Source organism: Nostoc sp. UHCC 0252, from assembly GCF_034931145.1.
Classification (GTDB): Bacteria; Cyanobacteriota; Cyanobacteriia; order Cyanobacteriales; family Nostocaceae; genus Nostoc.
The window spans coordinates 40,368-53,208 of sequence record NZ_JAYGHE010000029.1 but is presented as its reverse complement, the minus strand read 5'-3'; the positions used below and the strand labels follow the sequence as shown (position 1 = coordinate 53,208).

Below are 12,841 nucleotides of genomic sequence, written 5' to 3'. Positions count from 1 at the left end.
GCTTCGCTTCCTTGACAATGACATATCATAAATTAATTTACCGGACATGATTCAAACAAACCAGCGACGAATCAACTCCACTTGGAAGCGATAGCCGTCGTCAACTTCCTCAATTAACTCACGTTGCAACAGCAAGTGGAAAGTAATATCAGCATCGGGGAACTGTTGCAATAGAGTTTGGCGGCTAACTATAGTCCCTTCCCCTTGAGCAGCGATAAAACGTAGAATAGCTTGTCCAGTCGCATCAACTTGGTTGTTTTGAATGTCAGCAAAGAAAAAGCCACCACTTTGCAAAGCTTCTGGTATCGCAGCTTCTACATCCGCTAAAGTTGCCAATCGCCGGATAGAGGGGTCTTGCTCGTTTTTAAGGACGATAATTTCTGCACAGATTAGTTGTACTAAGAACGGGTGACAACGGGTGAGTTGCAATACTCGCTCAACGGCGTTAGGTTCATAGCGGAGAGTAAAATCTTTGACAGGACGTTCAATTAATTGTCGTGCTTCTGCTTCTTTGAGGTACGAGATATGCACTACTTGAACATTAATCAGATAACTCGCCCAGCGCTGATATTCTTCGATAGTATGAGAACCAGCCAGTAACACCTTGAAGCGGGGACGATGTTGGATGAGGTGACGTAGCATACCCAAAACATCCTGTTCATCAAAGCGACCTTTGGCTATGGCGTTGTCTAGCACCTCGAATTCATCTAGCGCTAGTAAGGCGGTATTTTGTTCTAGAGCCTGTTCTACTTTATCTAGCCATTCATAGAAATAGGTGAAGGGGTCAACTTTTAACACTTCGCGGACTAGGGACGGTAGAGTTACACCTTGCTTTTTCGCTGACTTCTCCATCTCTCTAGCGAGGTTGTAGAGAAAACCTGCATGGTCACTTGCTGATGAAGGTGCGCCTTGCAAGTCTACAAACATGGGGATAATGTTACTAGGTAGTAACTTTCCGATGTTATTGAGGAGGGAAGTTTTACCCATACGTCTCTGACCGTATAGTAGCAGAGGTGGACGACGGCGATCGCGCAGTAGTTGCTCAATGCGTAAGCCAATGCTGGTGCGTCCGGTGAAAATTTCTAGTTGCTCGTTGAGCGGTACGCCAATAATGTAGGGATTATCAATTTCTTGTTGGAGTTCTATGATTTTAACCAGTTCGTCTATATGATTGGTGATTACATTAAGCCAACTTTGAGCAATAGGGTAGAAGCGAGAAGAGTATTCGTTTTGACTACTATTAATTTCCCGCAAGTTCGCATCTAAACGCTCTGCAACAGCGCTGAGTACTTGACTCTGGCTATAAAAACTTCTCTGGTTCAGGGCAGCATCCACATCCTCGCTGATCTCATTGAAAATATTTAGCAGAGTGCTAACTGGGCTATCTAGTTCGCTAGATATCAGATTGCGATGAGCCTGGCGGATAGCTTCCACATCTACTATATAACGTTCTAAAATGCGCGCATTCAGTTCAATTTTGGCTGCTTGAACTGCCTGAGCTGCCCAGCGTTGGCGACTAGTACTCAGGTATTTCAGCGCGGCTTTTCCTTCGACTGGGTTATGTTCAATTACAAAGAAGAGATGCTTGTCTAAACCAGGCAGATGTAAACATTGCCACTCATCCCAGAAAGCAGAATGAAAGCGCAATAAACAAGGGCTTTTACTGTTACGCCCTTTGTCTAATCTATAAAGGAAGTAATTCCAGACAAGCAGAAATGGAAAGTATAGAATAGGTCGCCAGGAGTTAAAAGTTACTCCTATACCGAATGCTAGACCAAACGCCATGCCGAACGCCACGCCTATCGCAATGCTTCCTGCCACGCTTCCTGCCACGCTTCCTGCCACGCTTCCTGCCACGCTTCCTGCCACATCTACCGCCACGCCAAACGTCACAAACGCCACACCTACCGCCACACCTACCGCCACACCTACCACCACACCTACCGCCACACCTGCCGTCACGCCGAACGCTACGGGAGCAAGTATGGTTGCGATTGGTTCACCCAACATCCACAGCACCAAGCCCAGCAGTACGTTAGCCAGGATAGGTAAGATAAAGTATCCCTGGATGAACAGCCGCCACAGAGCAAGGTTCCGCCATCGCCCTTGTCTCAACAATATAATCAAAGAGGAATCGGTGTTTAAAATGGGATCAATGCGCTTGAGATGGTTACGCCAAGCTGAAGGACGGAAAACCAGCCAGAAAAGCAGTTGTAAGCTACCGAGTATTAAGTTGGGGTGCTCCTGGGGTGCATCGGTGTAGGCGTTGGGGGGTAGTTGTGGTGAGGTCAACGTTTTTGCACTCCTTATTTAATACTCTGTGTCATTGCGATTGCTTCGCTCCACTTCGTTCCGCTCGCAATGACAAACTGTTTGTTAATATGTCATTGCGAATGCAGCGCTAGCGGAATGAAGCAATCGCAATGACTAGGATTACTCAGCTGCGATCGCAATCAAATCGCAAGGCTGGGATTGCTTCGCTTCCCTGGCAATGACATAATCTGTCATTGCGAATGTAGCACTAGCGGAATGAAGCGATCGCAATCAAATCGCAAGGCTGGGATTGCTTCGCTTCGCTGGCAATGACAGATTATTATGTCATTGCGAATGTAGCGCTAACGGAATGAAGCAATCGCAATGACTAGGATTACTCATCTGCGATCGCAATCAAATCGCAAGGCTGGGATTGCTTCGCTTCGCTGGCAATGACAGATTATTATGTCATTGCGAATGTAGCGCTAGCGGAATGAAGCAATCGCAAAGGTTAGGATTACTCAGCTTTAACCTGCTACGATCGCAATCACACCAGTAAAATTTACAATCCATCATATAAGTCTTTCCATTCTTGATTGGTGCTATTCACTAAATCAATTTTCTTTTGTCTGGAACCTGCCTTAATCTGTTTTTCTCTACTAATGGCTGTATAGGCATCTTCAAATATTTCATAATAGACTAATTTATTAATATTGTATTTCTTGGTAAATCCTTCTATGTTTTTCTCTTTGTGTTCATAAACTCTCCTTTGTAAATTGTTCGTTACTCCTGTATACAGCACAGTATTATAGTTATTCGTCATGATATATAAATAATATTGCTTGTTCATTTCTAATCCTTATTTGGCATAGAAACTCAGTCATAACAAACTTTTATTATATTTGTAACCGCGAAATTATATGTAATATCATGTCCTCAGACATTTGTCATTGCGTATTCCTTTGGAGAAGAACTAGATTACAAAGTTAAGCAATTCTAAAACCTTGCGATTGCTTCGTCGTTCCTCCTCGCAATGACAATTTAGGTTTATCATTGCAAGACTTCCCAATCTTCCAGAGGTACTGGAGGCTCAAAAGGATCATCATAGTGAATAACCGTTCCCCGTAAAGGATAAGGATTAGATTCTGAAGGTTGGGGAAAACGTTCTAAAACAATAATTTCTACTGCTTCGCCAGCCTGAAACGGTAAATCCTCAAGAATTAAGGTTCCGTTTTTAGTTAACTTTGTTTCAATTCGGTGTGCTTTCATAGTTACTCTGCTAGTTATGAATCTAATAAATGAGCAAATGGTTTCATTTGTCGTAAACCTTCCTCACGCCAGTTATCATTATTCTCTCCTTCTTCTAAGTTAAATAATCTTTCACTACACAGGATTTGCAACAACAGTGGCCAGCAGCGACTTTCTGTCAAAATCCACTCTACATCTTCGTTAGTGAAGGGAATGGGCGAACTTGCTATCAATTCCTGCGCTTCTGTCTCAGCCAATGCTCCCAGATATGCGGTGTAGCCGAAAATATTGAAAAAGGGTGAACTGTGTCCTGTGTTTTGCGCCATTTCAATCGGTGATTCGGGGGTAGCCAAGACAAATGCTAGATTCCCCCCTGTGCCGTTAGTTGCCAAAGACCGCAAACATTCCCAAAAGCCATCATCTAATTCTGGACAGCGTTCCAATCCAACACTAATCTCATCCAATAAGATGACTGTGGGAAAATGCAAATTATCGCTGACTACCTGCATAAAACGATCTAAATCGCAAGGTGTCGGCACTTGCATTTTCAATGATTCTAGGATGTACTTTAGCAATCCTTCTCGGCTTTGCATTCGTGCGTCTTGCAAGTCTACAAAAATCCAACAGTAATTTTCTGGATGCGGTAGCCAGTCAGATTTTTGCTCAGGACGCAGTTTTTCTGCTGGGGTGATGGTGATAGTTTTGAGGTAGTGCAGCAGGGATGTTTTGCCACTGCGCTTTTTTCCGATAATGGCGGCGTTTTGCAGGGGATGGCGTTTGAGTAAGTTGAAGAGACGTTTTAATTCTTTTTCGCGTCCAAAGAAGTAACGTGGCTGGGTGATGGGTGCGCCTGTGATGAAGGGTGATGCTTCCCCGTTAGTTGGCTGAGGTTTAAACGGTTGAGTTTCTGGTTCTTTGTATGCAATGTCTTGCCAGTCTAACCCCAATTTTTCGGTAATTTCGACAAAATTCAGATAGTCAACAGGTTTACCAGTGAGAAAGCTTTTGACTGTGGATAGAGAAAGTCCTATATCAGTAGCGAAAGACTGTTGGCTGGGATAGCCGTTACGCTGAGGTGCTGACTTTACTTTTTCAATATACTCTGGGGCTACTCGGAGCGATCGCGCCATCATTCCTCATCGAGAAACTGCTGTGAGTATATCAGGTTTTTATACTCGCTAAATAGCAAAGCTGTTTAGGGATAATGTCTTGCACTCTAGAAATTATAGTCATCCTGAAGTTAACCGATAATCAACTAACAACTCGTCAATGGTTGACTATTTCTCAACTCCGTTCTCACACCGCACCAAACTTTAATGATGAATATAAGAGATTAGGGCTTTAAAAATGAGACGAGAATTGGGAATTCTGCAAATTATCTTATCACTTTGCGGAGTGATGATGTTTGGTACAGTAACTTACGCTGCGATTAATATGGTGAATGGTCAATACCAAGTTGAAATATCGCTCAATACTAAGGGACTCATTATTAAGTCAGATATTGACAAAAGACAATGCAAAGCAGTAGAAGATATTGCCCAAAAGCAGGAAAGCACAAATTCCAACCAGACAACGATTAAGTAAGAGTAAAAATCAGTGATGAGTTAGAATCAATAACTTCTAATTTATTGTAAACGAGTCTTTGATACTCGTGGATGAGTCTTTGATACTCGTGGATGAGTCTTTGATACTCGTGGACGAGTCTTTGATACTCGTGGTTTTTTTAACGAACCGCAAAGGACGCAGAGGACACAAAGAAAGAGGAAAAATATTATTTATAAATAAAGTGAAGTAAAGCGGTACGTTACGCCAAAGGCTAACGTACCCTACTAAAACACTAAAGGAGTTAGGAATAAATAACTCCTAACTCTTGTACAGAGGTGATTAATCGCGTCTGTACTTTTTACACCGCGCAACTCAACTCGCCGGCTTTTTGACTGAAGCGGTGATTCTCCCGATAGTCTACGGGACAATCTATCACGGCGGGTACATCTTGAGCGAGAGCTTCTTTCAAAGTGGGAATCAAATCTAAAGCCGATTCAACTCGGTAGCCTTTTAAACCCATGCTTTCAGCGTATTTAACAAAATCAGGATTACTGAAATGTACAAAAGATGAGTTTCCTTTGCCAAAGTGATTTTCTTGCTTCCACTCAATTAACCCGTAGCCACCATCATTAAAAATGATGGTGACAAAGGGCGTACCGACACGCAAGGCTGTTTCTAATTCTTGAGAATTCATCATAAAGCCGCCATCGCCTGTTACAGCCACGACTTTGCGGTTGGGATAAACGAGTTTTGCTGCTAAAGCGCCAGGAATGGCAATACCCATAGCCGCGAAGCCGTTGGAAATTATGCAAGTATTAGGGCTATGGCAATGATAATGACGCGCCATCCACATCTTATGTGCGCCAACATCAGAGATGACGATATCATCAGGCCCCATCACTTGGCGTAAGTCGTAAATTAACTTTTGCGGCTTAATGGGAAATCCGTCATCATGGGCGTACTGTTCATAATCAGCCCGAATCTCTGACTTTAAGCTAATAGCAAAAGGATCGGGTTTACCTTGTCTGTCTGCTAATTTTAAAATTTCATAGAGGGAGTCTGAAATATCTCCCACGACTTCGGCGTTGGGAATATAACTACTATCAATCTCCGCCGGACTTACCCCAATATGCACAATCGGAATTTCACCATTACGATTCCATTTCTTGGGGGAAAACTCAATCAAATCATAGCCGATCGCAATTACTAAATCTGTGTTATCAAAGCCACAGGTAATGAAGTCTCTCTGCTGTAATCCTACTGACCACAAAGCTAATTGATGTGTGTAGGGAATAATGCCTTTACCCATGAAGGTATTGGCAACGGGTATATTTAGCAAGGTTGCAAATTGCGTCACAGCATCACTGGCTTGAGCGCGGATTGCCCCATTTCCGACTAAGATTAATGGGTTCACAGCTTGGCAAATTGCGGCGGCAGCTGCCCGAATGCTAGCAAAAGATGCATAAGTTTTTTCGCTATTATCCTTACGCAAAGGTTTGCCTTCGACGGGCATGGCAGCAATATTTTCTGGCAAATCGATGTGAACTGCACCGGGTTTTTCGGATTGCGATCGCTTGAATGCTTTCCGCACTACTTCGGGTGTAATACTCGGTCGCACAATCTGCTTATTCCACTTGGTAACAGGTGCAAACATTGCCACCAAATCTAAATATTGATGGGATTCGATGTGCATTCTATCTGTTCCCACTTGACCGGTAATCGCCACTAAGGGCGCACCATCGAGGTTAGCATCTGCTACCCCAGTCATCAAATTAGTTGCCCCAGGGCCAAGAGTAGAAAGACATACTCCGGCTTTCCCGGTTAAGCGTCCGTAGACATCGGCCATGAATGCTGCACCCTGTTCATGGCGAGTTGTAATAAATTTAATCGAAGAATGTTTTAGTGCTTCTAAAACGTGCAGATTTTCTTCGCCAGGGAGTCCAAAAATATATTGCACTCCTTCATTTTCTAGGCACTGCACCAATAATTCTGCTGTATTCATTTTATTTTCCGACAACTCTATTAACGAATAAGACTTTTGTTCTTTGTCATTAGTCATTAGTCCTTTGTCTTTTGACTAATGACCAATGACCAATGACCAATGACTAATGACTAATCATTTAACCCACACGGTTTTAAGATTGACAAACTCATGTATACCTTGGATACTCAATTCTCTGCCATATCCAGAACGCTTGATGCCACCAAAGGGCAACCGAGGATCGGATTTGACCATACTGTTGATAAACACTGCACCAGCTTCGATTTCCTCAACCAAGCGATCGCATTCTTGGTCGTTGGTTGTCCAAGCACTTGCACCTAATCCAAAGGGGCTGTCATTAGCGAGTTTAATGGCAGCATCGATATCTGGAACCCGGAATAACAAGGCTACCGGGCCAAAAAATTCTTCTTTGGCAATTGGTGCTTCAGGCGGGATACCTATGACAATGGTTGGTGGATAAAAGTTTCCAGGACGATCTGATAAAGGATGTCCGCCGGTGAGGACTTTACCACCGCTTTTGGTAGCAGCTTGAACTTGTTGATCTAAATCCTGGAGAATACCAGGGGTTGCCAGGGGGCCTAAATCGGTATCCGGTTGCATGGGATCGCCTACTTTTAATGCCTCAAATTTTTCTAAAAGCAATTTTTCAAATTTGTCTGCGATCGCATCTGCGACAATAAAACGTTTTGCTGCAATACATGATTGCCCGTTATTTAACATCCGCGCTGTAGTAGCTGTGACAACTGCTGTCTCTAAGTCAGCACTTTCTAACACAATAAACGGGTCACTTCCTCCTAATTCCAAAACTGTTTTTTTTATTTGTTTGCCGGCGGCGACGGCGAGGGATGCGCCTGCTGGTTCACTTCCGGTCAAGGTAGCAGCTTTTACGCGGTCATCAGCCATTAAATCGGCGACTTTGGCAGCGCCTATCAATAGAGTTTGAAACGCACCTTCAGGAAAACCTGCCCGTCGGATGATATCTTCAATTGCCAAGGCGCACTGCGGCACGTTGGAAGCGTGTTTGAGTAAGCCGACATTCCCCGCCATTAGCGCTGGTGCAGCAAAGCGGAACACTTGCCAGAAGGGGAAATTCCACGGCATCACCGCGAGAATTGCACCCATTGGTTGATAACGGACAAAACTCTGCCTAGCATCAGTTTTTACACTGACATCAGCCAAAAAAGCTGGGGCGTGTTCAGCATAGTAGCGACAGACGGCGGCGCATTTTTCGACTTCTGCGATCGCAGCTTTAAATGGCTTACCCATTTCTAGAGTCATTAACTTAGCAAATTCTGCTTTGTCTTGCTCTAAAATATCAGCAGCTTTTTCTAGCCATTGCGATCGCTCAGAAAAACTAGTCTGACGATACTTTTCAAAAGTCTGATTAGCTAAATCGAGTTTAGCGGTAATTTCTGCATCGTTGAGTGACTCAAAGGTTTTGAGCGTTTCCCCAGTGGCGGGATTAATGGTGGCGATCGCCATTACCTGACCTCCCGTTAAAAAATAGCTTGAAGTAGGCTTCCTAATGTTATACATATAAATTTAGGAAGCTACTACCCAAATTCTAGTCTTTTAGCTAAGAATTAGCTGCCCAATATTACAATTTCGCAACTTTAATTGAATTAAATTATACTACTCAGTAAGTATTAATATTGAGAAATTAAATCCAATTAAAGTTGTTATGATTTGCACAATCGAGGAATTAAGCCATGACTCAAGTCTTAGGCAAAGTAGTTACATTCGATGAATTCGTTGCTAAATATCCAGATAACACAGGACAACGTTATGAACTATATGATGGAGTAATAGTTGAAATGCCACCACCGACAGGCGACCATGAAGAGGTAATTGGATTTTTAGCCACAAAAATTACTTTAGAATATAGTCGCTTAAATCTTCGTTATTTCATCCCCAAAACAGTATTCGTCAAACCAGTTGAGAACGAATCTGCTTATTCTCCAGATGTCCTGATCCTAAATCAGCCTAATTTAGTTAATGAACCTCTGTGGAAAAAAACATCAACTGTTACTAAAGCAGCATCAATTCCTTTAGTAATTGAGGTGGTAAGCACAAACTGGCGTGATGATTATCTGAAAAAATACGCTGACTATGAAGAAATGGGAATTCCTGAATACTGGATTGTCGATTATGGTGCATTGGGCGGTAGAGAATTTATTGGCAAGCCCAAACAACCGACTATTTTAGTTTGCTCTTTAGAAGAAGGTGAGTATCGCGTTAGTAAATTTCGTGGAGATGACCGTATCCAGTCGCCAACTTTTCCACAGTTGAATTTGACCGCAGAGCAAATTTTTCAGGCTGGCACACTCAGCTAAAATAATTCGTAATTCGTAATTCGTAATTCGTAATTCGTAATTACTAAATTAATTTATTCAGTATTGGATCAACGCAAAACTAGTGAAGTTGTGATGGATTTAGATCCCCGACTTCTTGAAGAAGTCGGGGATCTGGGCGGCAAAATGCCAAATCTAATGACCAATAATTGTTGGCATTTGCTGCAAATTTGTCTGATAAACCTTAACTAATCGCTCAATACCTTTAAAACGATAATCTCCCATTTCTTGAAAGTCTTCAGGTAGTGAAAGCATCCTATGAGTGGCTTGACTAATTACGCATTCACTAGGGGGACAAACTGCTTCCATCCGAGCAGCAAGATTAATTGTCGCGCCTAATGCCGTATAATCTACCCTTTGGGAACTACCGACATCTCCCACAACAGCTTTACCGCTATTAATCGCAATCCGTAATTGCAGGGGTTCGTGCCAAAAACCGTTGGCATTCAGATGTTCGAGACGAGTGAGCATTCCTTTAGCAGCAGTAACGGCGCGATCGGCGTGATCTGCTTGCGGTTCTGGAGCGCCAAAAAATGCCATAATACAGTCGCCAATGTATTTATCTAAAGTGCCGCCGCAACCAAACACTTCTTTTAGCATTTCTTCAAATAAATTATTTAATAGTTTTGCGATCGCAGTTGGCGTTAACCGTTCAGAAATTGCTGTAAAGCCCACCAAATCTGCAAACAAAATACTAATTTCGCTCTCTGCTGGCGCTAAACGACCACCCGGTAATCCGCCTACAGAAATCAACTGCTGCACAACAGCCGGAGAATGATAGCGTTCTAACCGGTGACGAATCATTTCTTCAGTTTTAAGTTTCTCTACCAATAGCCAACGCTGCACACTTGAAGCTACGAGGTTTGCTAAAGCTGAAAAGAAGCTAAGTTCTTCCTCACCCTCATTTGCCCAATGATAAGAAGAAAGATTGGCATCGGCATAAAGTACTCCCACAACCTTATTTTCATCCCATAAAGGCACTGCCATCGCGCTACGAATGCCTTTGACCAAAATACTTTGTTCGCTAGCAAATCGCTCATCCTGATGAGTATCGGCAGTTTGAATCACAACTTTTTCATCAAATACCTTTTGACAGATACTCCGGCTAATCCAACTTCCATCTGAGGGGAGATGTTTTTGTTGGGAAACATTTCTAGTGGCAGCGTTTACTAACTCTAATTGACCGCAACTATTAACATCAATTAATAATGCCAAGCGTTCAATACTATCAAGGTAACGAAAAACTACTTCCTGCACCTGAGAAAAAATCTCTTCTATAGATGCCGCCGCGCAGAGATTTTTCGCTATATCCACTAAGTCTTTGAGACGAGCAATGGTTTTGTCCTTATTGCTGATGTTGCCATCCTTGCTATCAGCTTCAATCCATTGCTGCTGTAGTTGTTCGACATTGTGCAGGATTGTTCTCTGGTCATTATTTTCCGAACTTCCAGGATACCCAGGTGTTAATTGTGCAACAGGGCTTGTAAGCAGCACTACCAGGCTAACATTGCCTAGCCAGATGATATCGCCATGATGTAACTCCTGGCGGCAGTTAACAAGATATTTATTAACTTGCGTCCCGTTTTTGCTACCCAGATCCTCAATAATCCACACATCATCAGCCGTTTTCAATAGGCGTGCATGGTTGCGGGATACTCCAGCAAAAGGTAAGTACAGGTTACATTCCGGCAAACGCCCAATTGTGAATATATCTTGCTCAACTGCGATCGTTGTCTCCGTATCTCCCTCTTGTAGGCGTAGCGTGAGTTCAGTCATGAGTGTGATCCATCAAAGCTAGAGGTGCAAGCAACTCTCAGGTAAGTTATACCCTACAGGTTAACCTTCACCTTTTCTTTATGACACTGTTAACTGCATTCCGACAACTGCATGTGACAGATGTTACATTGAATGAGGCTATTTTGCTGTAGGTTTGCCAGTTGTGACAACAGGGGAAACTGCTGCAACGCACTAGCTTCTCTGTGCCTTTAAGCCCTAAATTTAATTAGGAGGTAATTCCAGACTCATTTCACCCAACAACCCCTTACGAAAATCTGTTAACAATTGCCTTGCAGCCCGCTCTACATCACCTTTGTAACGATGCTCCGCCAAGGCGTGTAAATAAGTATCTCCAGTGCTTGATGTCGAATCGAGTTGGTAACGGGACTGTAATGGTTTCTTCGGTAACAAATCTGTAGTTACAGCTTCCAAATAGTTGAATAAATCCACTAGAGCTGCTGCTACTAGCTGATTATCGTAAGATGCTTCACCGATATCATCACAAATAGCTAATTTCAATGCTGCATCTTGGTCTTCTAACCTGAGAGGGATGACACCAGGAGCATCTAGTAATTCCAAATGTTCGGAAATTCGTACCCAGCGCAGTTGGCGAGTCACCCCAGGACGGGCTGCACTTTCCACTACTCGCCGTCCCAAAAGGCGGTTAATCAAAGCTGATTTACCGACGTTGGGAAAACCAATTACTACAGCCCGCACTGGACGAGGTAACATTCCGCGATCGCTTCTTCTTTGATTAAGTTCTACTCCGGCGGCTTGCGCTGCCCGTGCCACTTCTGCTATACCTTTACCGTGTTGAGCGTTGGTAAAATAAGGGACTTCCCCTTGACGTTTAAACCAATCTATCCACAGCGATCGCATTTGCGGCGTAATCATATCTACTCGATTCAGGATCAACACCCGTTTTTTACCCTCCACCCACTCACCGATTTGGGGGTGGTGAGTCGCTAAGGGAATCCGCGCGTCTCGTACCTCAAATACCACATCCACGCGCTTAAGCTGCTCTTTGAGCTTCTTTTCAGCTTTCGCAATGTGACCTGGATACCATTGAATCAGATTTAATCTATAGTTTTGAGTTATAGCCATTTTTTTATTTGTCCTTTGTTATTTGTCCTTTATCCTTTGTCAGTTGTCCTTTGTCCAAAACCAATGACCAATGACTAATGACCAATGACCAATGACTAATGACTCCCCCTAACAGCTTGATGTAAAATCAGACGATTGCCATCAGGGTCATAAGCATAAATCTCTCTACCGTGGGAAGCGATGGAAATCTTTCCTGGTGGGGAATAGCCTAAAGCTGTTAGGTGAGCGATCGCATCTTCCAAGTTACTCACCTCTAAACACAAACTGATCTTACTCTTGCTGACAGGTTCAAATTCCGATTCGTTTGTGTTCTTGGGTTTAAAAATACCTAATCGCATACCATCCAAATTAAACTCAGCATAGACATTCGGAACCAAAAAAACTGGCTTTTGTTCCAGCAATTTAGCGTAGAAATTCACTAAATCCTCGCAATTAATTGATGCTATGGTGACAAATGCATTCGTGTAATGAAAAACCATATTTTCATCGCCCTTTAAAGTTTTAACTTACATAGCATAGGCGTTTATGGCGGTTCTCATTCAGATGCGGTACAAGATTATAT

At 43.0% G+C, this 12,841-nt stretch carries 12 protein-coding genes; 3 read left to right on the top strand and 9 right to left on the bottom strand.

The annotated features are described in order from the left end of the window. Positions 1–51: 51 nt before the first annotated feature. From VB732_RS17490 to VB732_RS17475, 4 genes are all read right to left on the bottom strand, one after another. Positions 52–2,292 carry an AAA family ATPase gene (locus VB732_RS17490; protein ID WP_323232158.1) on the bottom strand — a complete coding sequence of 747 codons (2,241 nt, stop codon included), beginning with the start codon at positions 2,290–2,292 and terminating at the stop codon, positions 52–54. Between the two features lie 523 nt (positions 2,293–2,815). Beyond that, the gene (locus tag VB732_RS17485) at positions 2,816–3,103 is read right to left on the bottom strand and encodes a GIY-YIG nuclease family protein (RefSeq protein WP_323232156.1); all 288 of its coding nucleotides are present in this window, start codon (positions 3,101–3,103) and stop codon (positions 2,816–2,818) included. Positions 3,104–3,303: 200 nt separating this feature from the next. Further along, the gene (locus VB732_RS17480; RefSeq protein WP_323232154.1) at positions 3,304–3,522 is read right to left on the bottom strand and encodes a hypothetical protein; all 219 of its coding nucleotides are present in this window, start codon (positions 3,520–3,522) and stop codon (positions 3,304–3,306) included. A 14-nt stretch (positions 3,523–3,536) separates the two neighbouring features. Next, entirely contained in the window at positions 3,537–4,634 is a 1,098-nt protein-coding gene (locus VB732_RS17475; protein ID WP_323232152.1) for an ATP-binding protein, read from the bottom strand. 71 nt (positions 4,635–4,705) lie between these two features. Here VB732_RS17475 and VB732_RS17470 point away from each other — a divergent pair, with 71 nt between their 5' ends. Then, positions 4,706–4,846 (top strand): hypothetical protein, encoded by a 141-nt coding sequence (locus tag VB732_RS17470; RefSeq protein ID WP_323232151.1) that lies wholly within the window; start codon positions 4,706–4,708, stop codon positions 4,844–4,846. 2 nt (positions 4,847–4,848) lie between these two features. Further along, on the top strand, positions 4,849–5,085 hold the full coding sequence (locus tag VB732_RS17465) for a hypothetical protein (protein WP_323232150.1): 237 nt from the start codon (positions 4,849–4,851) through the stop codon (positions 5,083–5,085). Positions 5,086–5,404: 319 nt separating this feature from the next. Here the strand turns inward: VB732_RS17465 and VB732_RS17460 are convergent, their stop codons facing one another. Beyond that, positions 5,405–7,048, bottom strand: a complete 1,644-nt coding sequence (locus VB732_RS17460; RefSeq protein WP_323232196.1) for an acetolactate synthase large subunit — start codon at positions 7,046–7,048, stop codon at positions 5,405–5,407. 114 nt (positions 7,049–7,162) lie between these two features. Continuing rightward, a complete protein-coding gene (locus VB732_RS17455; RefSeq protein ID WP_323232195.1) occupies positions 7,163–8,530 on the bottom strand; it encodes an NAD-dependent succinate-semialdehyde dehydrogenase in 1,368 nt (455 codons plus the stop codon). 227 nt (positions 8,531–8,757) lie between these two features. On the opposite strand from VB732_RS17455, the gene VB732_RS17450 reads away from it, so the two are divergent. After that, a complete protein-coding gene (locus VB732_RS17450; protein ID WP_323232148.1) occupies positions 8,758–9,381 on the top strand; it encodes a Uma2 family endonuclease in 624 nt (207 codons plus the stop codon). Between the two features lie 153 nt (positions 9,382–9,534). On the opposite strand, the gene VB732_RS17445 is transcribed toward VB732_RS17450, so the two are convergent. From VB732_RS17445 to VB732_RS17435, 3 genes are all read right to left on the bottom strand, one after another. Further along, positions 9,535–11,175, bottom strand: coding sequence for an adenylate/guanylate cyclase domain-containing protein (locus tag VB732_RS17445; protein ID WP_323232146.1), 1,641 nt, complete (start codon positions 11,173–11,175; stop codon positions 9,535–9,537). A 222-nt stretch (positions 11,176–11,397) separates the two neighbouring features. Beyond that, the gene (gene ylqF, locus VB732_RS17440; protein ID WP_323232144.1) at positions 11,398–12,279 is read right to left on the bottom strand and encodes a ribosome biogenesis GTPase YlqF; all 882 of its coding nucleotides are present in this window, start codon (positions 12,277–12,279) and stop codon (positions 11,398–11,400) included. Positions 12,280–12,374: 95 nt separating this feature from the next. Next, positions 12,375–12,758, bottom strand: coding sequence for a VOC family protein (locus tag VB732_RS17435; protein ID WP_323232142.1), 384 nt, complete (start codon positions 12,756–12,758; stop codon positions 12,375–12,377). Positions 12,759–12,841: the final 83 nt, after the last annotated feature.

Excerpts from the sequence above, each read along its gene's own strand:
- VB732_RS17475 (WP_323232152.1), bottom strand. The coding sequence starts at position 4,634 with ATGATGGCGCGATCGCTCCGAGTAGCCCCAGAGTATATTGAAAAAGTA.
- ylqF (WP_323232144.1), bottom strand. The coding sequence starts at position 12,279 with ATGGCTATAACTCAAAACTATAGATTAAATCTGATTCAATGGTATCCA.
- VB732_RS17465 (WP_323232150.1), top strand. The coding sequence starts at position 4,849 with ATGAGACGAGAATTGGGAATTCTGCAAATTATCTTATCACTTTGCGGA.
- VB732_RS17455 (WP_323232195.1), bottom strand. The coding sequence starts at position 8,530 with ATGGCGATCGCCACCATTAATCCCGCCACTGGGGAAACGCTCAAAACC.
- VB732_RS17435 (WP_323232142.1), bottom strand. The coding sequence starts at position 12,758 with ATGGTTTTTCATTACACGAATGCATTTGTCACCATAGCATCAATTAAT.
- VB732_RS17445 (WP_323232146.1), bottom strand. The coding sequence starts at position 11,175 with ATGACTGAACTCACGCTACGCCTACAAGAGGGAGATACGGAGACAACG.
- VB732_RS17460 (WP_323232196.1), bottom strand. The coding sequence starts at position 7,048 with ATGAATACAGCAGAATTATTGGTGCAGTGCCTAGAAAATGAAGGAGTG.
- VB732_RS17480 (WP_323232154.1), bottom strand. The coding sequence starts at position 3,522 with ATGAAAGCACACCGAATTGAAACAAAGTTAACTAAAAACGGAACCTTA.
- VB732_RS17485 (WP_323232156.1), bottom strand. The coding sequence starts at position 3,103 with ATGAACAAGCAATATTATTTATATATCATGACGAATAACTATAATACT.
- VB732_RS17450 (WP_323232148.1), top strand. The coding sequence starts at position 8,758 with ATGACTCAAGTCTTAGGCAAAGTAGTTACATTCGATGAATTCGTTGCT.
- VB732_RS17470 (WP_323232151.1), top strand. The coding sequence starts at position 4,706 with ATGTCTTGCACTCTAGAAATTATAGTCATCCTGAAGTTAACCGATAAT.